At 60.0% G+C, this 25,375-nt stretch carries 25 protein-coding genes and 4 tRNA genes; 2 read left to right on the top strand and 27 right to left on the bottom strand.

Features of this window, described 5'->3' with window-relative positions:
• Window positions 1–180: 180 nt before the first annotated feature.
• From HQ912_RS10335 to HQ912_RS10305, 7 genes are all read right to left on the bottom strand, one after another.
• Window positions 181–378: a hypothetical protein gene (locus tag HQ912_RS10335; protein WP_047228562.1), complete on the bottom strand. Its 198-nt coding sequence runs from the start codon at window positions 376–378 to the stop codon at window positions 181–183.
• A 182-nt stretch (window positions 379–560) separates the two neighbouring features.
• Window positions 561–1,067 (bottom strand): AAA family ATPase, encoded by a 507-nt coding sequence (locus HQ912_RS10330; protein WP_047228563.1) that lies wholly within the window; start codon window positions 1,065–1,067, stop codon window positions 561–563.
• A gap of 112 nt (window positions 1,068–1,179) precedes the next feature.
• Window positions 1,180–1,380 (bottom strand): hypothetical protein, encoded by a 201-nt coding sequence (locus HQ912_RS10325; RefSeq protein ID WP_007895617.1) that lies wholly within the window; start codon window positions 1,378–1,380, stop codon window positions 1,180–1,182.
• A 207-nt stretch (window positions 1,381–1,587) separates the two neighbouring features.
• A complete protein-coding gene (locus HQ912_RS10320; RefSeq protein WP_076383937.1) occupies window positions 1,588–2,076 on the bottom strand; it encodes a papain-like cysteine protease family protein in 489 nt (162 codons plus the stop codon).
• A 397-nt stretch (window positions 2,077–2,473) separates the two neighbouring features.
• Window positions 2,474–2,605 carry a YHYH domain-containing protein gene (locus tag HQ912_RS10315; protein ID WP_107322247.1) on the bottom strand — a complete coding sequence of 44 codons (132 nt, stop codon included), beginning with the start codon at window positions 2,603–2,605 and terminating at the stop codon, window positions 2,474–2,476.
• Window positions 2,606–2,903: 298 nt separating this feature from the next.
• Complete coding sequence (locus HQ912_RS10310; protein ID WP_076383936.1) at window positions 2,904–3,185, bottom strand: hypothetical protein; 282 nt, start codon at window positions 3,183–3,185, stop codon at window positions 2,904–2,906.
• A 71-nt stretch (window positions 3,186–3,256) separates the two neighbouring features.
• Window positions 3,257–3,580, bottom strand: coding sequence for a DUF2388 domain-containing protein (locus HQ912_RS10305; RefSeq protein WP_047230558.1), 324 nt, complete (start codon window positions 3,578–3,580; stop codon window positions 3,257–3,259).
• A gap of 529 nt (window positions 3,581–4,109) precedes the next feature.
• On the opposite strand from HQ912_RS10305, the gene HQ912_RS10300 reads away from it, so the two are divergent.
• Window positions 4,110–4,397, top strand: a complete 288-nt coding sequence (locus HQ912_RS10300) for an antitoxin (RefSeq protein ID WP_173406746.1) — start codon at window positions 4,110–4,112, stop codon at window positions 4,395–4,397.
• Between the two features lie 129 nt (window positions 4,398–4,526).
• Here the strand turns inward: HQ912_RS10300 and HQ912_RS10295 are convergent.
• Window positions 4,527–4,603, bottom strand: a tRNA-Val gene (locus HQ912_RS10295).
• 183 nt (window positions 4,604–4,786) lie between these two features.
• On the opposite strand from HQ912_RS10295, the gene HQ912_RS10290 reads away from it, so the two are divergent.
• Window positions 4,787–6,070, top strand: a complete 1,284-nt coding sequence (locus HQ912_RS10290) for an NAD(P)/FAD-dependent oxidoreductase (protein ID WP_047229232.1) — start codon at window positions 4,787–4,789, stop codon at window positions 6,068–6,070.
• 208 nt (window positions 6,071–6,278) lie between these two features.
• Here the strand turns inward: HQ912_RS10290 and HQ912_RS10285 are convergent.
• The 19 genes from HQ912_RS10285 to leuC form a co-directional block, all read right to left on the bottom strand.
• Window positions 6,279–6,355, bottom strand: a tRNA-Asp gene (locus tag HQ912_RS10285).
• An 89-nt stretch (window positions 6,356–6,444) separates the two neighbouring features.
• A tRNA-Asp gene (locus HQ912_RS10280) sits at window positions 6,445–6,521 on the bottom strand.
• Window positions 6,522–6,579: 58 nt separating this feature from the next.
• Window positions 6,580–6,655 (bottom strand) — tRNA-Val (locus HQ912_RS10275).
• A 102-nt stretch (window positions 6,656–6,757) separates the two neighbouring features.
• Window positions 6,758–7,531: an SDR family oxidoreductase gene (locus HQ912_RS10270; RefSeq protein ID WP_047229233.1), complete on the bottom strand. Its 774-nt coding sequence runs from the start codon at window positions 7,529–7,531 to the stop codon at window positions 6,758–6,760.
• Window positions 7,528–8,739 (bottom strand): O-succinylhomoserine sulfhydrylase, encoded by a 1,212-nt coding sequence (locus HQ912_RS10265; RefSeq protein WP_047229234.1) that lies wholly within the window; start codon window positions 8,737–8,739, stop codon window positions 7,528–7,530. The genes HQ912_RS10270 and HQ912_RS10265 overlap by 4 nt, the downstream gene beginning before the upstream one ends.
• A gap of 56 nt (window positions 8,740–8,795) precedes the next feature.
• Entirely contained in the window at window positions 8,796–10,301 is a 1,506-nt protein-coding gene (purF, locus tag HQ912_RS10260; RefSeq protein ID WP_047229235.1) for an amidophosphoribosyltransferase, read from the bottom strand.
• 41 nt (window positions 10,302–10,342) lie between these two features.
• Window positions 10,343–10,903 (bottom strand): CvpA family protein, encoded by a 561-nt coding sequence (locus HQ912_RS10255; protein WP_039593931.1) that lies wholly within the window; start codon window positions 10,901–10,903, stop codon window positions 10,343–10,345.
• Window positions 10,904–11,002: 99 nt separating this feature from the next.
• Window positions 11,003–11,671 carry an SPOR domain-containing protein gene (locus HQ912_RS10250; RefSeq protein ID WP_173406745.1) on the bottom strand — a complete coding sequence of 223 codons (669 nt, stop codon included), beginning with the start codon at window positions 11,669–11,671 and terminating at the stop codon, window positions 11,003–11,005.
• Window positions 11,655–12,962 carry a bifunctional tetrahydrofolate synthase/dihydrofolate synthase gene (folC, locus tag HQ912_RS10245; RefSeq protein ID WP_047229237.1) on the bottom strand — a complete coding sequence of 436 codons (1,308 nt, stop codon included), beginning with the start codon at window positions 12,960–12,962 and terminating at the stop codon, window positions 11,655–11,657. Before folC ends, HQ912_RS10250 begins: the two co-directional genes overlap by 17 nt.
• The gene (gene accD, locus HQ912_RS10240) at window positions 12,959–13,879 is read right to left on the bottom strand and encodes an acetyl-CoA carboxylase, carboxyltransferase subunit beta (RefSeq protein ID WP_047229238.1); all 921 of its coding nucleotides are present in this window, start codon (window positions 13,877–13,879) and stop codon (window positions 12,959–12,961) included. The genes folC and accD overlap by 4 nt, the downstream gene beginning before the upstream one ends.
• A gap of 265 nt (window positions 13,880–14,144) precedes the next feature.
• Window positions 14,145–14,768: a phosphoribosylanthranilate isomerase gene (locus HQ912_RS10235; protein ID WP_047229239.1), complete on the bottom strand. Its 624-nt coding sequence runs from the start codon at window positions 14,766–14,768 to the stop codon at window positions 14,145–14,147.
• A 62-nt stretch (window positions 14,769–14,830) separates the two neighbouring features.
• Window positions 14,831–15,655: a tRNA pseudouridine(38-40) synthase TruA gene (gene truA / locus HQ912_RS10230; RefSeq protein ID WP_047229296.1), complete on the bottom strand. Its 825-nt coding sequence runs from the start codon at window positions 15,653–15,655 to the stop codon at window positions 14,831–14,833.
• 304 nt (window positions 15,656–15,959) lie between these two features.
• On the bottom strand, window positions 15,960–18,524 hold the full coding sequence (locus HQ912_RS10225) for a FimV family protein (protein WP_173406744.1): 2,565 nt from the start codon (window positions 18,522–18,524) through the stop codon (window positions 15,960–15,962).
• Window positions 18,525–18,732: 208 nt separating this feature from the next.
• The gene (locus HQ912_RS10220; RefSeq protein WP_047229241.1) at window positions 18,733–19,743 is read right to left on the bottom strand and encodes an aspartate-semialdehyde dehydrogenase; all 1,011 of its coding nucleotides are present in this window, start codon (window positions 19,741–19,743) and stop codon (window positions 18,733–18,735) included.
• 250 nt (window positions 19,744–19,993) lie between these two features.
• On the bottom strand, window positions 19,994–21,106 hold the full coding sequence (gene asd / locus HQ912_RS10215; protein ID WP_047229242.1) for an aspartate-semialdehyde dehydrogenase: 1,113 nt from the start codon (window positions 21,104–21,106) through the stop codon (window positions 19,994–19,996).
• A 54-nt stretch (window positions 21,107–21,160) separates the two neighbouring features.
• Window positions 21,161–22,243, bottom strand: a complete 1,083-nt coding sequence (gene leuB, locus HQ912_RS10210; protein ID WP_047229243.1) for a 3-isopropylmalate dehydrogenase — start codon at window positions 22,241–22,243, stop codon at window positions 21,161–21,163.
• Window positions 22,244–22,294: 51 nt separating this feature from the next.
• On the bottom strand, window positions 22,295–23,059 hold the full coding sequence (locus HQ912_RS10205; RefSeq protein ID WP_076383916.1) for a class I SAM-dependent methyltransferase: 765 nt from the start codon (window positions 23,057–23,059) through the stop codon (window positions 22,295–22,297).
• 134 nt (window positions 23,060–23,193) lie between these two features.
• On the bottom strand, window positions 23,194–23,838 hold the full coding sequence (gene leuD, locus HQ912_RS10200; RefSeq protein ID WP_047229245.1) for a 3-isopropylmalate dehydratase small subunit: 645 nt from the start codon (window positions 23,836–23,838) through the stop codon (window positions 23,194–23,196).
• Window positions 23,839–23,849: 11 nt separating this feature from the next.
• Window positions 23,850–25,268, bottom strand: coding sequence for a 3-isopropylmalate dehydratase large subunit (gene leuC, locus HQ912_RS10195; RefSeq protein WP_139049559.1), 1,419 nt, complete (start codon window positions 25,266–25,268; stop codon window positions 23,850–23,852).
• Window positions 25,269–25,375 lie beyond the last annotated feature (107 nt).

Genomic DNA, 25,375 nt, shown 5'->3' with positions numbered 1-25,375 from the left:
TAAACGAGGCGCCACCATACCAGCATCATTTTTTCGCGCAAGATCAAGCAGATCCCCGGATTGATGTCTGCGCAAGCGGTAGACAACCGGACCGAGTCCTTGCTTTTAGAAACTGAGACCTACAAAAAGCGGGCGACTCATAAGTCGCCCGCTTTTGCCATAAATCAGCAAGGACGAAAGCTAAGCGTCGGGATGCTCACTGGCCACCGAATCGGCGGCCTCCACATCAGACATATCCTCCTCGACAGGAGCCTCATCATCCGCCGGCAATGGAACCTCGGGGCCGTCCTTCTTGGGATCGTGGCCTGTTTCATTATCGGTGCCACGGGTTACGTCCTGCTGGGATTTGTTCCCAGGGGCATTCTCGTCGATTTCCATGTTGGCTCTCCGTTCTGACGCGAGGGATTTCCACGCTTAAACATCAGAGATGTCTGGGCAACTGCAAGTGCCGGGCAATGGATGAACGGCAGGTACTGAAAAAACCGGAGTTTGGATCGGTGGATTCAGGGAGCGTTGGCGCTGGACACGGAGTTCTGAGTGGACTGCGCCGCGCGCCGACGTTACTCACGGGACAGGAATCGGTCGATGATCATCGAGACCGCTTGCACCGGAGAGACCAAGGCTGTGTCTATGCAAAACGAAGCTTCATCCCATGGCTCATATTCATGATCCAGTACCGATTGCCAGGTTGGTGGAGTCAGCCCTGGAACATCAACCATCCTTGTTTCGACCCGGCGTCGATGTTCATCTTTATCGGAACAGACCACTTGGATATTTGCTAATCGGACACTGGCCTGTGAGGCGATTTCGCTCCACGCGATCCGGCTTTCGAGGACGGGATTGACACAATCAACAATGACCGTGCGGCCCAAACGAAGATTACTCCGCGCAAGCTCATTGGCGACCATGTAACCACTGCGCCCCACATCTTGCGCAAGAGCGCCCGAGTTTCGAATCGCCTGCTCAATAGTATCGATCCGCAGGTACATGGCGCCTGTTGTCGCGGCGAGATCATTGGCGATAGTCGTTTTTCCGGTGCCGGGAAGGCCGCTGAAGACGATGAGCATTCCATATCCTTCGATTAATGCGTCAGGTAGAAAACCGGGGACCGACCACGATTTGGCCCCTTGGAATCGTCCCGTTTCATATTGTGGGAGGTATCCCATTTTCCTTCACGCCTCAATGAAGAACCCTGCGGCTCTCCCCAATCCTGATCCTATCGAGCGCCCGGTTTAAAGCATCCAAGGCATCGAGCAGAGCTTTGGCCTCAGCTTCCCGACCATCACCCCAGAGGCGTTCAGCCATTTTGTTCAGTGCCTGGATAGAGCGTTCAATGTCAGCAGCCGTCGCTGCTTTGCTTTCCTGATGTTTCTTTGGCATTGGTTAACCCTTCCTCAGGGCGTGTTGCATCAGCTTCAGTGCGAATACTTCGCCAACCGGAACACCTGCTTCAAAATGGAGAACTGCCGCTCCTGCCTCTTGGCGAAGGAGAGAGAACTGGAGGGCCAGACCACAATTCTTCGTCTCTGATCACCCACCTGTCTCAAATCGTGACCTGCCCCGTTATTCGCTTTGATTACGAAAGAATCAATCTTTTGCAACAACTAATGTTTGCTGAGTACCCCATGCCAAAAAATATCCTAGGGCACACGTCTCAATAACGCCCAACCAAGGGTCATAATAATCGATTGTATTAGCAGAATCATCATATCCCAATACGACCACGTAGTGAGATTCAACAAACACCAAGAACCCTGAATATTGGCTTGCATACTGCAAAATAGGCTCCAGCTTTGCATAAGCTTTAAGCTCTCTTGCCCCATGCACAAGTCCAGTTTCCTTTGAAAAGTGATAGGTATTGTAATATTTGGCCAGCTCTTCTAACTGATGAAAAGTTATCCCGTCGTGAACCCATTCAGGATAGAAACCAATTACAGCCTGCTCCGAGACCTGAACATCATTTAATCGCATAAGCACTGAAAAGCTCGCAGCCCAGCAACTATGACTCACCTTTTGTATCTCAAGCTTAGGAAAAATAGAAAAAAACTTTTCTCGAGTGACACCTTCATATGCCATATGAACTCCCTTTCATTGGAAAGCCAATCGATCAATCCATACGTTAAACGTAACTGTCCAACTATTTACTTGTAGTTGATCAATGCACATTTTTCCACAATCTCGAGGATTCCTATGCCGGAGGCAGGATGCACGCACAATTCTTGAAAACTGACAGCGGTCGCGGTCAACTCGCGGGTCCCGTCTTCCGCCTTCCGAAAACTTAACGGCAGCCAGTTTTTTCCCGAACCAGCCAAAACAAAGGGTTTTCAGCGCGGCGAAATATATCTGTCCCCCCTTTTCCAATTGGCCTCGTCTTTCCTGCCCGGCTTCCGACATTCGCGCGACAGACGGGATCAGATCGACGCCCATCCACTTGAGAAGACCGCAGCCTCTTCAGATCCCGGTGCTGTTCGGGTCAATGGCAGTGGCGTGTTCCAGCTTTCTTGTCGTTATGACAGCCCTGCTTGTCCGTACGGCCACCATGAGCAATTGCGGATACAGAGGTGACTGCAATAATTGCTGCCAGTACTAGGGTGATGATTTTCATGGTCCACTTCCTGTGATTGCGAGTTCCTGGGTTGTGCCGATTTGGCTGACCGACGCGAGTAGATCGTGGGGCCTATATCTCCCCGCCTCGTCAGGCGATTCATACATGCTGAATGCATAGAATTTAGCACCATTACTTCGCCACTACGAGCCGCATAACAGGGCTTGCCCTTTGCCATAGGGTCAGGGGTAAAACTGGGAAAAGGCCACGGTTTTGGGGCCTCTTGTAATCGGCCCGATTCATAATCGTGGTATGTCCCGTTTCCTCCACCTCACAGCTGGGGTTCAGGAGAAAGCCGTTACCGTCGAGGGCAGCCTATCTTGAATGTCCGAATGGATAACGCCTCGTTACGCGCATCTTTTTCGTTCTGAGCCTTCATGGTGAAGCTACCGTCTTGGTAGCTGCGAGCCATAGCTTGGTTATTCTTATCGATTTCATCGTAGATGCGAGCACACTCGCTGGTCGTTGCTTCAGGAGTCGTCGGCACTGGCGCGTTTTCTATGTCCAGAACGTACTGGGATTTCTGATAGGCACAGCCGGTAAGAGCGAAGATAGCGAAAATTGTGATGACTTTATTCATGAGATTTCCATATCGTTAGTGAAACCAGGTCCGCTTTAGTAAACAACTGTGCAGCTCTTCCCAATCTTTCTTCAATAGGACGTCGCGATTGCCTGAGCAAGTTGCATATCAGACATCAGAGGTGACGTGTAGGTCGCGCGGTAATATCGGCAAGCCTGTTCGAACTGTGCACCCCGGATCTCGCCATCTGAACCCATAAACGCGAGCGCATCAGCCTTGGCAGGCTTGAAGTTCTTTGTAGCCTGCAGAGAGAGCCCAGTCGTTCCTGCAAGAAGGAAGGTAGGTGCCAGCGTTATCATCATCATCGAGTTTTGATACGAGCCCTTATCTTCCGCTACCGCTTGAGCGCTGATCGACACCATGATGGCGACGGCCACAGTCATCCATGAATCCATTCTTTGATGCTTCCATTTCGATCTAGGGGCACCACGATAGCAGAGTAGGTACTCACCACAAACAAGAAGCTCGGCGCTGGGCCGGGCCGTGCGAAGGGCTGAAAGGGGACGGGCTAAAAGGGGATAGATTTATTTTCTAGCCGGCTGCCAGTTGATCCAAGCGAATACATTCGATGAAAACTCTCAGCGCAGCGAAGTAAAAATAAATCTGTCCTTTTCTACTGCGGATTGATGTCAGCGCAAGCGGTAGACAATCGGACCGAGTCCTTGCTTTTAGAAACTGAGACCTACAAAAAGCGGGCGACTCATAAGTCGCCCGCTTTTGACATAAATCAGCAAGGACGAAAACTAAGCGTCGGGATGCTCACTGGTGAAGAAGGTAGCGGAGCAAATACGCCAGCGGCATACGCACGACGGACTGATCGATGCCCCGTGGTTTGACTGGACTTGGGCCTGGCATGGAGATTCTGGGCAGTGGTCACTCCAGAATAAAAAGACCAGAATAAAGACCTATTCAGGAGTCATATCCATGCAAAATATTCTTGCCGATGTGGCCGTCAGCGTATCTGAACTCATGAAGAACCCATCTTCCGCCTTGAGCAGCACCAATGGCTTACCTGTGGCCGTGCTGAACCACAACCACGTTGTGGGCTACATGGTCCCGGCGAATGTCTATGAGGCGATGGTCGAGCGCCTGGACGAACTGGAACTCGTACACCTGGTCAAGGCACGTCTCGACGCCAACGAAACACCTGTTCGAGTATCTCTCGACGATCTGATTGGCGAGGCCGAAGCAGATATCGCCAATGGCCGTTGAGTAGCGAAAAAGCCCGCGTATCGGCTATCAGTGGCTTCCACTATAACAAGCCTCCCCAAACCCCAGACGCAAAAAAGGGCCAACCTCTCGGTTGACCCTTCTAGACCGCCCAGCAGAGCGGATTTTGTTTGGTAGGCGCGATTGGACTCGAACCAACGACCCCCACCATGTCAAGGTGGTGCTCTAACCAACTGAGCTACGTGCCTGCTGTGAGGCGGCATTCTACGGAATTCCGAAGGGGTGTCAATACCTTTTTTTCACCTAACCCTATGAATATGCAAAATATTTAATTTCGCCAAAGCGCCGAAGATTTGGCGGTGGCTGGCGGCTGATTTTTATCTCGGGTAGGATCGGCGCATTCGTAAAAAATATAAAACAGAGGTTGCAGAATGGCGAACACACCGTATCCAGAATCTTATTACGCCGCGTCGGCCAATCCGGTTCCAGCTCGCCCTGCCCTGCAGGATGATGTCGAAACGGATGTTTGCGTGATCGGCGCTGGTTACACCGGCCTGTCCTCTGCGCTGTTTCTGCTGGAGAACGGTTTCAAGGTCACGGTCCTTGAGGCGGCAAAGGTCGGCTTTGGGGCTTCGGGTCGTAATGGCGGGCAGATCGTTAACAGTTACAGCCGCGACATCGACGTGATCGAGCGCAGTGTCGGGCCTCAGCAGGCGCAGTTGCTGGGCAATATGGCGTTCGAGGGCGGTCGGATCATTCGCGAGCGGGTGGCGAAGTATCAGATTCAGTGTGATTTGAAGGATGGCGGAGTATTCGCTGCCCTTACCGCCAAGCAAATGGGCCATCTGGAGTCGCAGAAGCGTTTGTGGGAGCGTTTCGGGCATACCCAGCTTGAGTTGCTCGATCAGCGGCGTATTCGCGAGGTGGTGGCCTGCGAGGAGTATGTGGGCGGGATGCTGGACATGAGCGGTGGGCATATTCATCCGCTGAACCTGGCCCTCGGTGAGGCGGCGGCGGTGGAGTCTCTTGGCGGGGTGATTTATGAGCAGTCGCCGGCGGTGCGCATCGAGCGTGGCGCCAGCCCGGTTGTGCATACGCCGCAGGGCAAGGTCAGGGCCAAGTTCATCATCGTGGCGGGTAATGCTTATCTGGGCAATCTGGTGCCGGAGCTGGCAGCCAAGTCCATGCCTTGCGGTACACAGGTGATTGCTACCGAGCCGCTGGGCGATGAGCTGGCTCGCAGCCTGCTGCCTCAGGACTATTGCGTTGAAGACTGCAACTACTTGCTCGATTACTACCGACTCACGGGCGACAAGCGTCTGATTTTCGGCGGCGGCGTGGTGTATGGCGCGAGGGATCCGGCGAATATTGAAGCGATCATTCGTCCGAAGATGCTCAAGGCCTTCCCGCAGCTCAAGGACGTGAAGATCGACTACGCCTGGACGGGAAACTTCCTGCTGACGCTATCGCGCCTTCCGCAGGTCGGGCGCCTGGGGGACAACATTTATTATTCCCAGGGCTGCAGCGGCCATGGCGTGACGTATACGCACCTGGCGGGCAAGGTCCTGGCCGAGGCGCTGCGTGGCCAGGCTGAGCGTTTCGATGCGTTTGCGGACCTGCCCCACTACCCCTTCCCCGGCGGTCAGTTGTTGCGTACGCCGTTTGCGGCGATGGGGGCTTGGTATTACGGGCTGCGGGATAGGCTTGGGTTCTGAGACTCGTCGGACGACTTCATAGAAAAGGGCTGCTGCGCAGCCCAGCGGGAGCAAGCTCCCTCGCCACGGGCGCGTTCCAACCTTTCAGTGTCATTATCCCGAAAACAAAAAACCCCGGTCTTTCGACCAGGGTCTTTGCTATCGACTAGAAGTAGCTTTTCAGCTTTCTTCTTAGCTTCAAGGCGTTCAGTGGGCCTCGAAGCAGATATGGCGCAGCGGACGGGACTCGAACCCGCGACCCCCGGCGTGACAGGCCGGTATTCTAACCGACTGAACTACCGCTGCGTATCGCTATGGACTTGCGTCCAGTTAACTCGTCTGATCCAACCTCTTGGGTTTGGATCTCGAACCAGGCGAACCTGCTTCGGAAAATATGGCGCAGCGGACGGGACTCGAACCCGCGACCCCCGGCGTGACAGGCCGGTATTCTAACCGACTGAACTACCGCTGCGCGTCGGTGGAGGCTTTTGACAGCTTCCGTCTTGCTTTCGCAAAACTCTCGTAAAACATGGTGGGTGATGACGGGATCGAACCGCCGACATTCTGCTTGTAAGGCAGACGCTCTCCCAGCTGAGCTAATCACCCTTTGCTTCGTTGAGGCCGCGAAATTTACGCAGGTACCGAAGCTAAGTCAATAGCAGGGTTGAAGTTTTTTCAAAACAGTTCAAGCGGCACGCACAACCGCTCTCACTCATAAATCATTTTCTTGGTCATGCCGCCGTCCACCACGAACTCCTGGCCCGTGACAAAACCGGCATTGCGCGACAACAGCCACGCCACCATCGCCGCTACATCCTCCACCGTGCCTACCCTGCCTGCCGGATGCTGAGCATGATCGGCATCGCTGAGCGGCTGCGCGCGACGCTGGGACGGGTCCCGTGCGTCGATCCAGCCGGGGCTGACAGCATTGACCCGGATCTCCGGCCCAAGGCTGATCGCCAAGGCATGGGTCAAGGCCAGCAAGCCGCCCTTGCTTGCCGCATAGGCTTCGGTGTCGGGTTCTGATTGTGCGGCACGGGTCGAGGCCAGGTTGACGATGGCGCCATTGTGGGCACGCAGGTAAGGAGCACAATGCTTGGCCAGCAGCATGGGACCACCCAGGTTCACCGCCAGGACCCGATTCCAGTAGGCCAGATCCAGGCTTTCCAGGGTGATGTTGTGGGGATCGGCGATGGCCGCGTTGCACACCAGCGCGTCAAGCCGCCCAAACTGGCCCAACACCTCGGCGATTCCCGTGGCGACTTGCGTCTCGTCCGCCACGTCCATGGTGATGAACCAGGCGTTCTCCCCCAGCGTCTTGGCGACCTTGGAGCCGCGCTCACGATCCAGGTCAGTCAGCACCACCTGCCAGCCTTCACAGATCAGCCAGGTGGCAATCCCCAGGCCGATACCCCGCGCGGCGCCTGTCACCAGTGCTACCCGGCCATGAGTGCCGCCGTGCGGCGTTGCCAGCTCGATCACAAGGCGGCCAACCCACGGGCCAGATCGGCTTGCAGGTCAGCCACGTCCTCCAGACCCACCGCGACGCGGATCAGGCTGTCGCGGATGCCCGCTGCTTCACGCTCCTGGGGCGTCAGGCGACCGTGGGAGGTGGTGCTTGGGTGAGTGATGGTGGTTTTGCTGTCACCCAGGTTGGCGGTGATGGAAATCAACCGGGTGGCGTCGATGAAGCGCCAGGCGCCCTCCTTGCCCCCTTTGACCTCGAAGCTCACCACCGCACCGAAACCGCGCTGCTGACGCGCGGCCAGGTCATGTTGCGGATGGCTCTTGAGGCCGGCGTAGTGCACTTTCTCGATGCCATCCTGCTGCTCCAGCCACTCAGCCAGCAGTTGGGCGTTGGCGCAATGGGCTTTCATACGCAGGCCCAGGGTTTCCAGGCCTTTGAGGAAGATCCAGGCGTTGAACGGACTCAAGGTCGGCCCGGCGGTGCGCAGGAAGCCCACCACTTCTTTCATCTGCTCGCCACGACCGGCCACCACGCCGCCCATGCAACGACCCTGGCCGTCGATGAACTTGGTCGCCGAATGCACCACCACGTCGGCACCCAGCTTCAGTGGCTGTTGCAACGCCGGCGTGCAGAAGCAGTTATCGACCACCAGCATGGCGCCCTTGGCGTGGGCGATTTCCGCCAACGCGGCGATGTCCACCAGCTCGGCCAGGGGGTTGGACGGCGATTCGACAAACAGCATCTTGGTATTGGGCTTGATTGCCGCATCCCAACCGGACAAGTCCGCCAGGGGCACGTAATCGACTTCCACGCCGAAACGCTTGAAGTACTTTTCGAACAGGCTGATGGTCGAGCCGAAGACACTGCGCGACACCAGCACGTGGTCGCCAGCGCTGCAAAAGCTCATGACCACGGCCATGATCGCCGCCATGCCGGTGGCGGTGGCCACAGCCTGCTCGGCACCTTCCAGAGCAGCGAGGCGCTCTTCGAAAGCCCGCACGGTGGGGTTGGTGTAGCGCGAGTAGACGTTGCCCGGCACCTCGCCGGCAAACCGGGCCGCCGCATCGGCAGCGGTACGGAACACGTAGCTGGACGTGAAGAACATCGGATCGCCATGCTCGGCTTCCGGCGTGCGGTGCTGACCGGCGCGGACCGCCAGGGTATCGAACGCTACACCCTCAAGGTCGCTGTCCAGCCGACCGGCATCCCAATCCTGACTCATGCTGTCGCTCCTGTAGTCATTAAACGCAAACCGGCCCCTCAGGGCCGGCTTGTCACTCAGTTGTTGTACAGATCGATGATCGCGCTGACCGCCTGGGTCTTGGCCTTGGACGCATCGTTACGAGCGTTCTCGATCTTGTTCAGGTAGGCCTCATCGACGTCACCGGTGACGTACTTGCCGTCAAACACTGCGCAGTCGAACTGCTCGATCTTGATCTTGCCACCACCCACCGCTTCTATCAGGTCCGGCAGGTCCTGATAGATCAGCCAGTCGGCGCCGATCAGGTCGGCCACTTCCTGGGTAGTGCGATTGTGGGCGATCAGCTCGTGGGCGCTCGGCATGTCGATGCCGTAGACGTTCGGATAACGCACGGCCGGCGCCGCCGAGCAGAAGTATACGTTCTTGGCACCGGCTTCACGGGCCATCTGGATGATCTGCTTGCACGTGGTTCCGCGCACGATGGAGTCATCCACCAGCATCACGTTCTTGCCGCGAAATTCCAGTTCGATGGCGTTGAGCTTCTGGCGTACCGATTTTTTCCGCGCGGCCTGGCCGGGCATGATGAAGGTACGGCCGATGTAACGGTTCTTCACGAAGCCTTCGCGGAACTTGACGCCCAGGTGGTTCGCCAGCTCCAGGGCCGCGGTGCGGCTGGTGTCCGGGATCGGGATGACCACGTCGATGTCGTGGTCCGGCCGCTCGCGCAAGATCTTGTCGGCCAGTTTCTCGCCCATGCGCAGGCGGGCCTTATAGACCGAGATGCCGTCGATGATCGAGTCCGGGCGCGCCAGGTAGACGTGCTCGAAGATGCACGGAGTCAGGCTCGGGTTGGTCGCGCACTGACGGGTGAACAACTTGCCGTCTTCGGTGATGTAGACCGCTTCGCCCGGGGCCAGGTCGCGAATCAGGGTGAAGCCCAGCACGTCCAGGGACACGCTTTCCGAGGCAATCATGTACTCGACGCCTTCGTCGGTGTGACGCTGGCCGAACACGATCGGGCGGATGCCATGGGGGTCGCGGAAACCGACGATGCCGTAACCGGTGATCATCGCCACGACCGAGTAGCCGCCGACGCAGCGGTTATGCACGTCGGTCACAGCGGCGAACACATCTTCTTCGGTAGGCTGCAGCTTGCCGCGCTGGGCCAGTTCATGGGCGAAGACGTTGAGCATCACTTCCGAGTCGGAGTTGGTATTGACGTGGCGCAGGTCCGATTCGTAGATCTCCTTGGCCAACTGCTCGACGTTGGTCAGGTTGCCGTTGTGCGCCAACGTGATGCCGTACGGCGAGTTGACGTAGAACGGCTGGGCTTCGGCCGAAGTCGAGCTGCCCGCTGTTGGGTAGCGCACATGGCCAATGCCCATGTGACCGACCAGGCGCTGCATGTGACGCTGATGGAACACGTCACGCACCAGCCCGTTGTCCTTGCGCAGGAATAACCGGCCGTCATGGCTGGTCACGATACCGGCAGCGTCCTGGCCGCGGTGCTGGAGCACGGTTAGCGCGTCATACAGCGCCTGATTGACGTTCGACTTACCGACGATACCGACGATGCCACACATGCGACACAACCCCTACTTAATGGATCTGAACTGAACAACACTCACTGCGGCGTTTTGGCCATCGGCAAGAGTTGTTCCTTGAACGGTATTTCAGCGGGTACGCTGATACCGCTGGCAAGCCACTGACTGCTCCAACCCAGGATCAGGTTCTTGGACCAGTCTGCGACCAATAGAAATTGTGGCACGAGCCGGGACTCCTGCCACCACGTATCCTGCTGTACCGGCCCCAGGCTCAATAGCCCGACAGCCACGACCACCAGCAACGCGCCACGCGCCGCGCCGAAGGCCATGCCCAGGAACCGGTCCGTCCCGGAAAGCCCGGTGACGCGAATCAGTTCGCCGATCAGGTAGTTGATCATTGCGCCGACCAGCAAGGTGGCGATAAACAAGATGGCACAGCCCGCGATCACGCGGGCCGACGGAGTTTCAATGTATCCGGCGAGGTACTGGGACAACGAACCACCAAACATCCAGGCTACGACCCCCGCGATGATCCAGGTCAGCAGCGAGAGGGCTTCCTTGACGAAGCCGCGGCTCAGACTGATCAATGCGGAGATGGCGACGATTGCAACGATCGCCCAGTCAACCCAGGTAAATGGCACGGTGCAGCCTACAGACGGATAAGGCGGCGCATTTTAGCAGAGGCCAGAGCTGTCGGTAAGCTGCGATTGTCAGTGTGATTCAAATCAGGCAAACCGCCGTCAACCGCGCTCAGGCTGAAAACGCACCACAAAACCCTTGAGGTTCTGCTGGCGGCTGAGCAGGTCCCGCAGCCGATCAGCCTCGGCACGCTCGATCAGCGGCCCCACAAATACGCGATTCTTGCCATCGGCGGTGCGGATATAGGCGTTGTAGCCCTGGCTGCGTAGGGTTTTCTGCAGTTTTTCGGCACTCTCACGATTGCTCAGGCTGGCCAACTGAACGGACCAACTGACCGACAGACCGTTGGCGTCCACGCGGCTTTGCGTGGTATCCGGCTTGGCCGGGGCTGGGGTAATCGGTTGGGTCGGGGCCGGCTTGGCCACCGGTGCTGCCGGGGCTGGAGCGACTGCCGGCTTGCTCGGAGCCGGCGCTGCCGTGGCGGGTGCCGCCGGCGCAGGCTCGATCGACAGGGAAGGCGCAGGTTGCTCGGCCAGCTCCTCGTCGCTCGGAACGGGTTCCTGGGGTAGCGCTTCAGGTTCAGGCACCAGCACCGGCTCGACCTGCACGGGCGCGACAGACGGCGCCTGGGGGGCAGCCGGAGCGTCGACCGTAACCTGGCGCTGCTCATCCTGACGAGAAAACAGCATCGGCAGGAAAATCACCGCCAAGGCCACCAATACCAGGGCCCCGACCATGCGCTGCTTGTACGCTTTATCCAGCAATGCCATCTGCAGCTTCCTCCGTGGAGCGCCGGGCCAGCCATTGAAGGGCCTCGGCAACACAAAAAAATGATCCGAACAGCAGGATCTCATCGTCGACCGTCGCCAGGGCGCACTGCCCTTCCAGCGCCGCGGCCACGCTGTCATAAGTCTCTACGCAAGCGCCGCGACGCTGCAAGGCTTCCCGTAGCTCGGCAGCCGGGCGCGAGCGCGGTGAATCCAGCGGTGCTACCGCCCAATGCTGGACACTAGCACCCAACGCATCGACAACGCCATCCAGATCCTTGTCGCCAAGCAGCCCAAATACCGCCAGGCGGCGCCCGGCTACCGGCCGCCGCGCCAAGCGCTCGGCCAGATACTGCGCCGCATGAGGGTTGTGGCCGACATCAAGCAACAGATTCAGGCGCTTGCCGTGCCAATCGAACTGGCGGCGATCGAGACGACCGACGACGCGAGTCGCTTGCAACGCTTCGATAATTTGCCCGGCATGCCATGGCAGGTCCAGCAACAGGTAGGCCTGGAGCGCCAGCGCGGCGTTCTCCATCGGCAGCTCCAGCAGCGGCAAATCGCGCAACTCCACCGGATTGCCCCGGGCGTCACTGCCCCGCCATTGCCAATGCTGCTCAGTCATTGCCAGGTCGAAATCCCGCCCTCGCAGAAAGAACGGACAGCCCAACTCGCGGACCTTGTCCAGCAACGGTTGAGGGGGATTGAGGTCACCACAGAGCGCAGGCGCGCCCGGGCGGAAGATGCCGGCTTTCTCGAAGGCGACGGACTCACGGGTGTCACCCAGGTAATCGGTATGGTCCACACCGATGCTGGTGACCAGCGCAACGTCCGCATCCACCAGATTGACAGCATCAAGCCGGCCACCCAGGCCGACTTCAAGCACCACGGCATCAAGACCGGCACCCGCGAACAGCCAGAACGCCGCCAGGGTGCCCATCTCGAAATAGGTAAGGGAAATCTCGCCCCGCCCGGCTTCCACCGCAGCAAAGGCTTCGCACAACTCGGCGTCAGAGGCTTCGACGCCGTTGATCTGCACCCGCTCGTTGTAGCGCAACAGGTGCGGCGAACTGTAGACACCTACGCTCAACCCCTGGGCCCGCAACAGCGAGGCCACGAAGGCGCAGGTCGAACCCTTGCCATTGGTGCCGGTAACGGTGATGACCCGGGGCGCCGGCTTGGCCAGTCCCATGCGGGACATTACCGCTTGCGAGCGCTCCAGCCCCATGTCGATGGCTGACGGATGCAACTGCTCAAGGTAGGCAAGCCAATCGCCCAGGGTACGTTGGGTCATATGTTCGCTGGCACCGGCGGAACCACGATCGGCTCGATGGGGGCGGCGACGAATTTCGGGGTCGGCAGGCCCATCAGTTGCGCCAGCAGATTGCCCAGACGCGGACGCAACTCCTGGCGGTGGATGATCATGTCGATGGCGCCGTGCTCCAGCAGGAACTCACTGCGCTGGAAGCCTTCCGGCAATTTTTCGCGCACGGTCTGCTCGATAACGCGCGGGCCGGCAAAACCGATCAGCGCCTTCGGCTCGCCAACGATCACATCGCCCAGCATCGCCAGGCTGGCGGAAACGCCGCCGTAGACCGGGTCGGTCAACACCGAGATGAACGGAATGCCTTCTTCACGCAGACGCGCCAGCACCGCGGAGGTCTTGGCCATTTGCATCAGGGAGATCAGCGCTTCCTGCATACGCGCACCACCGGAAGCGGCAAAGCAGATCATCGGGCAACGGTTTTCCAGGGCATGGTTGGCGGCACGCACGAAGCGCTCACCGACGATGGCCCCCATGGAGCCGCCCATGAAGGAGAACTCGAAGGCCGAAACCACCACCGGCATGCCCAGCAGGGTGCCGCTCATGGACACCAGGGCGTCTTTTTCGCCGGTCTGCTTCTGGGCCGCGGTCAGGCGATCCTTGTACTTCTTGCCGTCGCGGAATTTCAGGCGGTCCACCGGCTCCAGGTCGGCACCCAGCTCAACACGGCCTTCGGCATCCAGGAAGATGTCGATACGGGCACGCGCACCGATGCGCATGTGATGGTTGCACTTGGGGCAAACGTCCAGGGTCTTTTCCAGCTCGGGGCGGTACAGCACCGCTTCGCAGGATGGACATTTGTGCCACAGACCTTCAGGCACCGAGCTTTTTTTCACCTCGGAACGCATGATCGAAGGGATCAGTTTGTCTACCAACCAGTTGCTCATGCTTTCTTTCTCCAGTACCGGTGACCCGAACGCTCTGGTTCGCGGTCCCGCGTATGCCCTTGAGCTAAATTCATTGTGCGGCGAGGGTCGAGGGACCACCACGATCAGCGCGAAGCATGACCTGCGTGCAGCCCAACCTCCTCAGCCATCCCGGCAACCGCGGCACCGCGGCTACCACTACGCTATCGGCCCACCCGGAGGCGGCGCCTGCCTGCTTTGTACAGTGCTGGTATGGACGGCGGCAGTCTGCCAGCCGTCACATTGACTACTGGCTGCTGCGTACAGCGGCCATGAACGCACGAATCCTGGCCGGATCCTTGATGCCCTTGCTTTGCTCTACCCCACCGCTGACATCGACCGCGTAAGGGCGAACCTGACGGATGGCTTCGGCCACGTTTTGCGCCGTCAACCCACCGGCGAGGATAATCGGTTTGCTCAGGCCCTGGGGCACCAGCGACCAGTCGAATGCTTCACCGGTCCCACCGGGAACGCCTTCCACATAGGTGTCCAGCAGTATGCCACTGGCACCGGCAAAGGCATCGCAACTGGCCGCGATGTCATCACCGGCCTTGACCCGCAACGCCTTGATGTACGGCCGATGCCAGCCCTCGCAATCGGCGGGCGTCTCGTCCCCGTGAAACTGCAACAGTGCCAACGGCACCGCGTCGAGTATCTCGCCCAGCTCACAACGACTGGCGTTGACGAACAGGCCGACGGGGGTCACGAACGGAGGCAAGGCCTGGATGATCGCCCTCGCCTGCTGCACCGTCACCGCGCGCGGGCTCTTGGCATAAAACACCAGCCCGATGGCATCGGCACCAGCCTCCACCGCCGCCAGCGCGTCCTCGACGCGGGTGATCCCGCAAATCTTGCTGCGAACGGCCGGCATGTCGTCAAAACCTCAGGCAAATCCGTGAAAGTCCCGGATGGTAGCAAATGCTGCGCAGGGCGTCAGCCGTCGAGTTCCGAGAAGCCCGTGAGGAAATGTGGCCCGATGTAACGCTGCGGCAGCTCGAATTCATCGTGGTATTCGACCTGCACCAGGTACAGGCCAAACGGGTGCGCCGTCACGCCACCGGAACGCCGGATGCGGCTTTCGAGCACTTCCTTGATCCACTCCACCGGCCGCTCACCGGCACCGATGGTCATCAGCACGCCCGCGATGTTGCGCACCATGTGATGCAGGAAGGCGCTCGCGCGGATATCGAGCACGATCATTTTGCCGTGGCGGGTCACCCGCAGGTGATGCAGCTCTTTGATCGGTGACTTGGCCTGGCACTGGCCGGCGCGAAAGGCGCTGAAATCATGAACACCGACCAGGTACTGCGCGGCTTCAGCCATGCGCTCAACGTCCAGCGGACGGTGGTTCCAGGTGATTTCTTCGTTCAGATGCGCGGGGCGGATCTGGTCGTTGTAGATCACGTAGCGATAACGCCGGGCGATGGCCTTGAAGCGTGCATGGAAATGCGCCGGCATTGCCTTGGCCCAGCTGACACTGACGTCGTGAGGCAAGTTGATGTTGGCCCCCATGACCCAGGCCTTCATCGAACGCTCGACCTGGGTGTCGAAATGCACCACCTGGCCGCAGGCGTGCACGCCGGCATCGGTACGGCCGGCACAATGCAGCGACACGGGCGAATCAGCGACTTTGGACAGTGCGTTTTCGAGGGTTTCCTGCACCGTCGCCACACCGGAGGCCTGGCGCTGCCAGCCGCGATAGCGCGAGCCTTTATATTCAACGCCCAGGGCGATCCGGAAAAAGCCGTCGGCCGCCATTTCGGCGGCCGGGTTGTCTATGTTTGCCAAGGAATTACAGCCTGCTGAAGTACGCAAAGGCGGGCATTATAAGGCCGGCGGGATGGGATGCCAGTCCAACCGGTGGTCATGTGTTGAATGTACTGGCGCCATCGCGAGCAGGCTCGCTCCCACAAGGGATTTGTGCTGGGCGCAGGATTTGTGAATACCCGAGAACCTCTGTGGGAGCGAGCCTGCTCGCGATGAGGCCCGCCAGCCACCCTAAACTCCATCCCAAACAAAAACGGCAGCCTCACCGGCTGCCGCTTTTGTTTACCCGATCACCTCAGGCCAGGCGCGACAACATTTCCTGCGCCTCGCTCTTCTGCGTGGCATCGCCTTCGCTGAGGACTTCGCCGAGGATATCCCGGGCACCATCGTTGTCACCCATGTCGATGTAGGCCTGGGCCAGATCGAGCTTGGTCGCCACTTCATCGGTACCGCTGAGGAAGTCGAAATCCGGCTCATCGTCGGCACTGGCCAACGCGTCTTCAGCAGTAAAAGTCGGCTGAGCGAGGCTGTCGGACAGGCGCTCAAGCTCGGCATTGACATCGTCCAGTTCGGACTCGAAGGCGTCCTTGGGTTTGTCTTGCTCGTCCATTTCATCGGCCAGGGACAGGTCGAAATCTTCCGGCAGCTCAAGGTCGTCAGACGGGGTGTCGGCCACCACAGGGGTTTGGGCGGCAGGCTCATCCAGGCCCTTGAGGTCGTCATCCAGGTCCAGCAGGAAGTCTTCGTCGGCCAGGGCCGGCGTCGGCGCCGGGGCGTCGGCACCCAGGTCAAGGTCGAACTCCGACAGGTCATCCAGGCTTTCATTGGCCTCGGTCTGCTGCTTGAGCAACGATTCGAAGTCCAGGTCATCATCGGACGGGAATGCATCCAGCTCGACGACAGGCTCTGGCTCAGGCGTTGCCGGTGCGGCTTCCAGATCCTCAAGGCTCAGGTCGAAGGCGCTGTCGAGCTCCTCATCGGTGGGCGGCGTGTCTTCCAGCAAATCCTTGACGTACTGGGCGTCCAGCTCGGCAGCGACTGCCGCGGCGGCCAGACCGGCAGTGGTGGCGACCACCATGGCCGGGAAACGGCTTTTGAGCTGTTCGACCTGGGCATAGTTTTCGCCGTTGGCCACCAGTTGGCGCTCTTGGGCAACAAAGGCGTCGCGGTCGCCCTGCTGACCGTAGACTTCCATCAGTTTCAGGCGCAGGTCGCTGCGCTGAGGCTCGGCCTTGATGCCCTGCTCAAGCAGATCGGCCGCCTGATTCAAACGACCACGATCAATATGGGACTGGGCCTGACCCAACACATCGTCGGAACGCTCGGCAGCCGGAGCCACCAATGGCGCGGCGATCGGCGGCGTGACGATCACGGGCGCAATCACCGGGGCTGGCTTGGGCGCTGGCGCGGGAGCGGGTTTTGGTTCGAGCTTTACGCTTGGCGGTGGAACTTCAATGCCCTCGAAGCTGCTCGGGGGCAGATCGAGCTCCGGGGAGAAATCAGCCTCCTCCTCGAGGGCTCGGGCCATGCGCAAGTGCTTCTCGGCTTCCTGTTGCGCCTTGCGGCGACGGGCCAGCAACAGCAGCAACAACAGCAGGATCAACGCGCCACCGCCAACCAGACCCAACAGGATCGGATTGGTCAGCAGATCGTTGTACTTTTGTTCGCTGGACGCTGCCGGAGCTGGCTCCACGGGAGTCGCGGGCGGCGTCGCTTCAGGCGCGGGCGCAGGAGCTTGTGCCGTTGGGTCCGGCGTCAATTCTGCCGACATCGCCGGGGCCGACTCATCGAGCGGCGGTACGGCGACACCATCAGCCTGCATTTTGGCCAGCTGATTGTTCTTCAGCTCGATCAGGCGCTGCAGCTTGTCCAGTTGGCTCTGCAGATCCGCCATGCGGCTTTTGAGCTCTTCATTGTCGCGGCGAGCCGAATCGAGGCTTTCCTGGGTGACCGCGAGCTGGTTGCTCAGGGCTTGGGCATCGCCGGCAGCGCCTTTGGCGCCGGCCTTCGCGGCCTCGGCGGAGACCAGACTCAGATTATCGCGACCGGCCGCCTGGGCCGGTGCAGCTTGACTGCCACCACGCTTGGTACCGTCCAACTGCTGCTGGCCGGAACGCGCAACGCCCCGCCGCCCCTGGCGCCAGGCGGCATTCTGCGCAGCCACTTCAGCGATAGCCTGGGGTTGCGGCAACGCGGTGCTTTGCACCGGGTCCGGCAGACGCAATACCTTGCCGGTCTTGAGCAGATTGATGTTGCCGTTGATGAATGCGTCCGGGTTCAACGCCTGGATCGCCAGCATGGTTTGCTGGATCGACCCGCCGTTGCGCACCTTGGCAGCAATTTCCCAAAGTGTATCGCGCGGCGTGGTGGTGTATTGGGAAGGCTTGGTGGCGCCCGTCACCGGCGTGGAGACGACCTGGGACGGCTTCGTCCGGGCGGCGTCAGCCGCCTGGGGGGAGAATTTGGAAGGGTCGATCAACACGCTGTAGTCGCGCAGCAGACGGCCATTGGGCCACATCACCTGCACCAGAAACTTGACCATCGGCTCCGACAGCGGCTGGCTGGAAGTCACCCGCAAGACGCTCTTGCCATTGGCATTGATTACCGGGGTGAAGGTCAGGTCATTGAGAAACGCCTGGCGGTCGATTCCGGCCTTGGCAAACTCCTCGGGCGAGGCCAGGCTCGGCACGACTTCGGCGGCGGTCAATTGCTGGACGTCGAGCAGCTCGATCTCGGCGACCAGAGGCTGGTTCGGCGGCGACTTCAGGGTCAATTCCCCGAGCCCGAGTGCTTGCGCCATACCGGAGGACAGCGCCGAGGCGGCCGCTATTGCTAACACCAGTTTGCGAACTTGAACCATAGCCTCTTCCTTTGTTTGAACATTCCTCGGCCAGCGAGAAGGTGTTGATGCCGCTGCCGTAAGGCATTGCGCGCCCCCCGAAGCAACGGCGCGCGCGATCGTTTCACTCATGCTCGGGAAAAGCCCCGAGAGGGAGGTTCGCCTTCAGCACTCTGGCCAAGCATAGCGCCCAGCTAGAATCATTCGACAAATTGTTGCCAAGTATCTTTTACAGCAGGTCTTTTATCAACAACTCAGCCACTTGCACAGCATTGAGCGCCGCGCCCTTGCGTACGTTATCTGACGTCAGCCACATATTTAGTTCCGCCGGGTCATCGATCCCCCCGCGCACACGTCCAACGTAGACTACATCCTGCCCTACCGCATCGCCCACCGGGGTCGGGTAATCGCCCGCCTCCACCAGCTCGATGCCGGGTGCCGCCTCCAAGGCTGCGTTGACTTTCGCCAGGTCGACGGCGCTGGCTGCCTGCACAGTCACGCTAAAGCTATCGCCAAAAAACACCGGGGCTTGAATGCAAGTGACGGAAATCTTTAACGAAGGCTGTTCCAGCACCTGACGCAATTCACGCACCAGACGCTTTTCCAGCAGCGTGTGACCCTGCTCGTCCGGGGTACCCACCTGAGCCAGCAGGTTGAACGCCATTTGCCGATCGAAAAATTTCGGCTCAAGGGGACGTGCATTGAGCAACTCGGCAGTCTGACGGGCCAGCTCACTGACGGCGGCGCGGCCCTGAGCGGACACAGCGAGACTGGCGGTCAGGCTGATACGCTGCAACGCCAGGCATTGGCGCAGCGGCGCCAGCACCACGGCCAGCGCGGTCGCCGACGCACTGGGACTGCTGACTTGAAACGGCTTGCTCAGACCCGCCAGCAGCCCGGCGTTGGCTTCCGGCACGATCTGCGGCGCCTGCTCAGGCGGCAGGGCGCCGGACAGGTCAATCAACGCGCAACCGGCCGCCGTGGCACGCGGGGCGAAGCTCAGGGTCACCGCCGGGCCGGCGGCAAAAAACACCAGTTGGACTTTGCCGAAATCAAATTCGTCGACTTCGCGCACCCGCACATTTTTGCCGCGAAACATCACCGAGCTTCCTGCCGACTCGCTGCTGGCCAGCAGGTGCAGGTTGCCGATCGGGAAGTCACGTTCTTCGAGAATCTGGACAAGGGTTTCGCCGACAGTACCGGTGGCGCCGATCACGGCAATATCAAAGGACTGGCTCATGGGTCTACCTCAGGTAAAACGTGGGGAGCGGCACTTTACCGGGTGGGGGGTATGCAGGCAATTGGCAGGGGAGTTTGCAGTGGTTGTACTGGCCCCATCGCGAGCAAGCTCGCTCCCACAGGTGATGTGGCCACTGAAGATCCACCGTGGGAGCGAGCCTGCTCGCGATGGCGATGTCACGGACGACACCGTTCCCATAAAAAAACCCGCACCTCTCACAAGGCACGGGTTCTTTCACAGCAGTGACCGATCAACGCTCGAGCAGAATCCGCAGCATGCGACGCAGCGGTTCGGCCGCGCCCCACAGCAACTGGTCGCCGACGGTGAAGGCACCGACGAATTGCGAGCCCATGTTCAACTTGCGCAGACGACCCACTGGTACGTTCAAGGTGCCGGTGACCTTGGTCGGGCTCAGCTCCTGCATGCTGATTTCGCGGTTGTTCGGCACCAGCTTGACCCAAGGGTTGTGCTGGCTGATCAGCCCTTCGATGTCGGCGATCGGCACGTCTTTGTTCAACTTGATGGTCAGCGCCTGGCTGTGGCAGCGCATGGCACCGATACGCACGCAGATGCCGTCCACCGGGATCGGGCTCTTGAAGCGACCGAGGATCTTGTTGGTTTCGGCCTGGGCCTTCCACTCTTCACGGCTCTGGCCGTTCGGCAGTTCCTTGTCGATCCACGGGATCAGGCTGCCGGCCAACGGCACGCCGAAGTTCTCGGTCGGGTACGCATCGCTGCGCATCGCCTCGGCGACCTTGCGATCGATGTCCAGGATGGCGCTGGCCGGGTTGGCCAGGTCATCGGCGACAGCGGCGTGGGTAGCACCCATTTGTTTGATCAGTTCACGCATGTTCTGCGCGCCGGCTCCCGAGGCCGCCTGATAGGTCATGGCACTCATCCACTCCACCAGACCGGCCTCGAACAGGCCGCCCAGGCCCATCAGCATCAGGCTGACGGTGCAGTTGCCGCCAATGTAGTTCTTGGTGCCCGCGTCCAGTTGCTGGTCGATGACCTTGCGGTTCACCGGGTCGAGAATGATCACGGCGTCGTCCTGCATGCGCAGGCTGGAGGCGGCGTCGATCCAGTAACCCTGCCAGCCGGCTTCACGCAGTTTTGGGAAGACTTCGCTGGTGTAGTCGCCACCCTGACAGGTCAGGATCACGTCGAGAGTCTTGAGCTCGTCAATGCTGTAGGCATCCTTGAGCGCACCGGTGTCCTTGCCCACGGACGGGCCCTGGCCACCGACATTGGAGGTGGTGAAAAACACCGGTTCAATGAGATCGAAATCCTGCTCTTCCAGCATTCGCTGCATGAGCACGGAACCGACCATGCCGCGCCAACCGATCAGACCTACACGTTTCATCGCAACTACACCTATACAAAAGTGGGCCACCGTCGAAGCGGTGGGCCGCAAAGATTACAGATTACGCAACGCGGCGACTACTGCATCGCCCATTTGCTGCGTACCGACTTTGGTACAACCGGTCGACCAGATGTCGCCCGTGCGCAAACCTTGATCCAATACCACACTGACCGCCTTCTCGATGGCATCAGCCGCGTCATTGAGACTGAAGCTGTAGCGCAGCATCATCGACACCGACAGGATGGTTGCCAACGGGTTGGCAATGCCCTGCCCGGCAATGTCCGGCGCCGAACCGTGGCATGGCTCGTACATGCCTTTGTTGTTGGCATCCAGGGAGGCCGACGGCAGCATGCCGATGGAGCCGGTGAGCATCGAGGCTTCATCGGACAGGATGTCACCGAACATATTGTCGGTGACGATCACGTCGAACTGCTTGGGCGCGCGCACCAGTTGCATGGCGGCGTTATCGACGTACATGTGGCTCAGTTCGATGTCCGGGTAATCCTTGGCCACCTGCTCGACCACTTCGCGCCACAGTTGGCTGGAAGCCAGGACGTTGGCCTTGTCCACCGAGCACAGTTTTTTGCCGCGCACCCGCGCCATATCAAAACCGACCCGGGCGATACGGCGGATTTCGCTCTCGCTGTACGGCAAGGTGTCGTAGGCCTGACGCTCGCCATTATCCAGCTCACGGGTGCCACGCGGGGCGCCGAAGTAGATACCGCCGGTCAGTTCACGGACGATGAGGATGTCCAGGCCCGAAACGATTTCCGGCTTCAGGCTCGAAGCGTCGGCCAGTTGCGGGTAGAGGATTGCCGGACGCAGATTGCCGAACAGGCCCAGTTGCGCACGGATCTTCAGCAGGCCGCGCTCAGGACGGATGTCGCGTTCGATCTTGTCCCATTTCGGGCCGCCCACGGCGCCCAGCAGTACGGCATCGGCGGCACGCGCGCGATCCAGGGTTTCATCGGCCAGGGGGACGCCATGCTTGTCGATCGCAGCGCCGCCGATCACATCGTGGCTGAGTTCAAAGCCCAGGCCGTACTTGTCGTTCGCCAGCTCTAGGACCTTGACCGCTTCGGCCATGATTTCCGGGCCAATACCGTCGCCTGGGAGAATCAGAATCTGCTTGCTCATGTTTTCCTCGTTTGCTCTGTCGGCCCGCGCTTGGACTGGCCGGAAAAAGTGCTATCGCTCGGCCCACAGCACCAGTACGTCTGTACTGAACGAACCATCGGCCTCAATCTCAAAATATTCACGCACCTCAACACCCATCGATCGCTGCAGCTCACGGATCGCCCCACGCATCACTTCGGGGGTGCGCATGCGCTCGACCCACGACTGGTACTCCAGGCGCAGACGCTGGCGCGTGGTGCTGCGGGTATGCAACCCCGCCTCGCTGACCTGGCGCAACCACTCGCCGGCCGAATAATCGCGAACATGGCTGGTGTCACGCAGCACCTCAACGCTTTGCAGGTACGTGTCCAACAACGGCATGCCGGGTGACAGGACATCAATGAACGCCGCCACTCCACCCGGCTTGAGCACCCGGCGCACTTCCCGCAGCGCCAAGCCCAGGTCGCTCCAATGATGCGCCGAATAGCGGCTGAACACGAAGTCGAACTCAGCGTCAGCGAACGGCAGGCGTTCGGCGGCGCCGCACACCGTGGTGATGTTACTCAGGCCACGATCCGCTGCCGCCGTAGCTACAACGTCAAGCATTGGCTGGGACAGGTCGTAGGCCACCACTTCACCGGCCAGCGGCGCCACATGGAAACTCACGTGCCCAGCGCCGCAGCCCAGGTCCAGCACACGGGCCTCGCCGCGCCCGGCAAGCTCAGCCTGCAGCAGGGCGAACTCAGTGCCCTGGGCGTGCACAGCACTGCTCAGATAGGCCGAAGCCTGTTCACCGAATTGCTTTTGTACGACCTGACTGTGGGCGGTGCTGGTCATGGGGACTTCCTTTTGGCTGGGTCTGTTCTGGCGTCATCGCGAGCAGGCTCGCTCCCACAAGGGATTTTGTCAGCGCGCAAATCCAATGTGGGAGCGAGCCTGCTCGCGATGGCATCTTCACGCCTTACACAAGATCAAGCATCCCGAAACAACCAAGGCTGGCTCGCCCGGTGCTTGGCCTCGAACGTGGCAATCGCCTCGCCGTCCTGCAAGGTCAGGCCGATGTCGTCCAGACCGTTGAGCAGGCAGTGCTTACGGAATGCATCGATCTCGAAACGCAACACCTTGCCGTCAGGACGGGTCACGGTCTGGGCCGCCAGGTCGATCTGCAGTTGATAGCCGGGGTTGGCCTCGACCTGCTGGAACAACTCATCGACTTCAGCGTCGCTCAGGATGATCGGCAACAAGCCGTTCTTGAAGCTGTTGTTGAAGAAGATGTCGGCGTAGCTCGGCGCAATGATGCTGCGAAAGCCGTACTCTTCAAGGGCCCATGGCGCGTGTTCGCGACTGGAGCCGCAGCCGAAGTTTTCGCGGGCCAGCAACACGCTGGCGCCTTGGTAACGTTCGGCGTTGAGGACGAAATCCTTGTTCAACGGGCGCTTGGAGTTGTCCTGGTACGGCTGGCCCACATCCAGGTAGCGCCACTCGTCAAACAGGTTCGGGCCGAAACCGGTGCGCTTGATCGACTTCAAAAACTGCTTGGGGATGATCTGGTCGGTGTCGACGTTGGCACGATCCAGAGGCGCGACAAGACCAGTGTGCTGGGTAAAAGCTTTCATGCTGCGCTCCTTCAGATCAATTCACGGACGTCGACGAAACGGCCGTTGACGGCGGCGGCGGCGGCCATGGCCGGGCTGACCAGATGCGTACGGCCACCGGCGCCCTGACGGCCTTCGAAGTTACGGTTGGAGGTGGAGGCGCAATGCTCGCCCGACTCCAAACGGTCCGGGTTCATCGCCAGGCACATCGAGCACCCAGGCTCACGCCATTCGAAACCGGCCTCGAGGAAAATCTTGTCCAGACCTTCGGCTTCCGCCTGGGCCTTCACCAGGCCCGAGCCTGGCACCACAATGGCCTGCTTGATGGTCGAGGCGACTTTGCGGCCCTTGGCGATCACCGCCGCTGCGCGCAGGTCTTCGATCCGCGAGTTGGTGCAGGAGCCAATGAACACACGGTCCAACTGAATGTCGGTGATCGCCTGGTTGGCGCTCAAACCCATGTATTTCAGGGCGCGGACGATGGAGTCTCGCTTGACCAGATCCATCTCCTGGGCAGGATCGGGCACGTTCTGGTCCACGGCCAGGACCATTTCCGGGGAAGTGCCCCAGCTGACTTGCGGCTTGATTTGCGTCGCGTCGAGTTCGACCACGGTGTCGAACTTCGCGTCGGCATCGGAAACCAGGTCTTTCCAGGCTTGCACCGCCATGTCCCACTCGGCGCCCTTGGGGGCGAACGGACGGCCCTTGACGTACTCCACGGTTTTTTCATCGGCGGCCACCAGCCCGACACGAGCGCCGGCTTCGATGGACATGTTGCAGATGGTCATGCGCCCTTCCACGGACAAATCGCGGATGGCGCTGCCGGCGAACTCGATGGCGTGGCCGTTACCACCGGCAGTGCCGATCTTGCCGATCACGGCCAGGACGATGTCTTTGGCGGTCACGCCAAACGGCAGCTTGCCCTCGACGCGCACCAGCATGTTTTTCATTTTCTTGGCGACCAGGCACTGGGTAGCGAGCACGTGCTCGACCTCGGAGGTGCCGATGCCGTGGGCCAAGGCGCCAAACGCACCATGGGTGGAGGTGTGGGAGTCGCCGCAGACCACGGTCATGCCGGGCAAGGTCGCGCCCTGCTCCGGGCCAATGACGTGGACGATACCCTGGCGCACGTCATTCATCTTGAATTCAACGATGCCGTATTCGTCACAGTTATCGTCAAGGGTCTGCACCTGCAAGCGCGACACCTGATCGGCAATGGCTTCGATGCCGCCCTTGCGCTCCGGTGTGGTCGGCACGTTGTGGTCCGGGGTCGCGATATTGGCATCGATGCGCCACGGCTTGCGCCCGGCCAGACGCAGGCCTTCGAAGGCTTGCGGCGAAGTCACTTCGTGGATGATGTGACGGTCGATGTAGATCAGCGCCGAACCATCGTCGCGCTGCTTGACCAAATGCGAATCCCAGAGCTTGTCGTAGAGCGTTTTGCCGGCCATCAGACGGTTCCTCATCAGCTTGTTTCTATGCCCTGGGTCTTGGTGAATCAATAACCCCTTGGCTTGTGAGGCTGATCTTATGAGGCTACATTAAATAACTCAAATTC

Source organism: Pseudomonas sp. MPDS, from assembly GCF_013283895.1.
GTDB classification, from domain to species: Bacteria; Pseudomonadota; Gammaproteobacteria; order Pseudomonadales; family Pseudomonadaceae; genus Aquipseudomonas; species Aquipseudomonas rhizophila.
The sequence above is the reverse complement of the archived record's forward strand: the minus strand, read 5'-3'. Positions and strand labels throughout refer to the sequence as shown.

What these genes read in the sequence shown, in the direction of transcription:
- HQ912_RS10335 (WP_047228562.1), bottom strand. Translation starts at nt 378, where the DNA reads ATGGAAATCGACGAGAATGCCCCTGGGAACAAATCCCAGCAGGACGTA.
- HQ912_RS10330 (WP_047228563.1), bottom strand. Translation starts at nt 1,067, where the DNA reads ATGCTCATCGTCTTCAGCGGCCTTCCCGGCACCGGAAAAACGACTATC.
- HQ912_RS10325 (WP_007895617.1), bottom strand. Translation starts at nt 1,380, where the DNA reads ATGCCAAAGAAACATCAGGAAAGCAAAGCAGCGACGGCTGCTGACATT.
- HQ912_RS10320 (WP_076383937.1), bottom strand. Translation starts at nt 2,076, where the DNA reads ATGGCATATGAAGGTGTCACTCGAGAAAAGTTTTTTTCTATTTTTCCT.
- HQ912_RS10315 (WP_107322247.1), bottom strand. Translation starts at nt 2,605, where the DNA reads ATGAAAATCATCACCCTAGTACTGGCAGCAATTATTGCAGTCACCTCT.
- HQ912_RS10310 (WP_076383936.1), bottom strand. Translation starts at nt 3,185, where the DNA reads ATGAATAAAGTCATCACAATTTTCGCTATCTTCGCTCTTACCGGCTGT.
- HQ912_RS10305 (WP_047230558.1), bottom strand. Translation starts at nt 3,580, where the DNA reads ATGGATTCATGGATGACTGTGGCCGTCGCCATCATGGTGTCGATCAGC.
- HQ912_RS10300 (WP_173406746.1), top strand. Translation starts at nt 4,110, where the DNA reads ATGCAAAATATTCTTGCCGATGTGGCCGTCAGCGTATCTGAACTCATG.
- HQ912_RS10290 (WP_047229232.1), top strand. Translation starts at nt 4,787, where the DNA reads ATGGCGAACACACCGTATCCAGAATCTTATTACGCCGCGTCGGCCAAT.
- HQ912_RS10265 (WP_047229234.1), bottom strand. Translation starts at nt 8,739, where the DNA reads ATGAGTCAGGATTGGGATGCCGGTCGGCTGGACAGCGACCTTGAGGGT.
- purF (WP_047229235.1), bottom strand. Translation starts at nt 10,301, where the DNA reads ATGTGTGGCATCGTCGGTATCGTCGGTAAGTCGAACGTCAATCAGGCG.
- HQ912_RS10250 (WP_173406745.1), bottom strand. Translation starts at nt 11,671, where the DNA reads ATGGCATTGCTGGATAAAGCGTACAAGCAGCGCATGGTCGGGGCCCTG.
- folC (WP_047229237.1), bottom strand. Translation starts at nt 12,962, where the DNA reads ATGACCCAACGTACCCTGGGCGATTGGCTTGCCTACCTTGAGCAGTTG.
- accD (WP_047229238.1), bottom strand. Translation starts at nt 13,879, where the DNA reads ATGAGCAACTGGTTGGTAGACAAACTGATCCCTTCGATCATGCGTTCC.
- HQ912_RS10235 (WP_047229239.1), bottom strand. Translation starts at nt 14,768, where the DNA reads ATGCCGGCCGTTCGCAGCAAGATTTGCGGGATCACCCGCGTCGAGGAC.
- truA (WP_047229296.1), bottom strand. Translation starts at nt 15,655, where the DNA reads ATGGCGGCCGACGGCTTTTTCCGGATCGCCCTGGGCGTTGAATATAAA.
- HQ912_RS10225 (WP_173406744.1), bottom strand. Translation starts at nt 18,524, where the DNA reads ATGGTTCAAGTTCGCAAACTGGTGTTAGCAATAGCGGCCGCCTCGGCG.
- HQ912_RS10220 (WP_047229241.1), bottom strand. Translation starts at nt 19,743, where the DNA reads ATGAGCCAGTCCTTTGATATTGCCGTGATCGGCGCCACCGGTACTGTC.
- asd (WP_047229242.1), bottom strand. Translation starts at nt 21,106, where the DNA reads ATGAAACGTGTAGGTCTGATCGGTTGGCGCGGCATGGTCGGTTCCGTG.
- leuB (WP_047229243.1), bottom strand. Translation starts at nt 22,243, where the DNA reads ATGAGCAAGCAGATTCTGATTCTCCCAGGCGACGGTATTGGCCCGGAA.
- HQ912_RS10205 (WP_076383916.1), bottom strand. Translation starts at nt 23,059, where the DNA reads ATGACCAGCACCGCCCACAGTCAGGTCGTACAAAAGCAATTCGGTGAA.
- leuD (WP_047229245.1), bottom strand. Translation starts at nt 23,838, where the DNA reads ATGAAAGCTTTTACCCAGCACACTGGTCTTGTCGCGCCTCTGGATCGT.
- leuC (WP_139049559.1), bottom strand. Translation starts at nt 25,268, where the DNA reads ATGGCCGGCAAAACGCTCTACGACAAGCTCTGGGATTCGCATTTGGTC.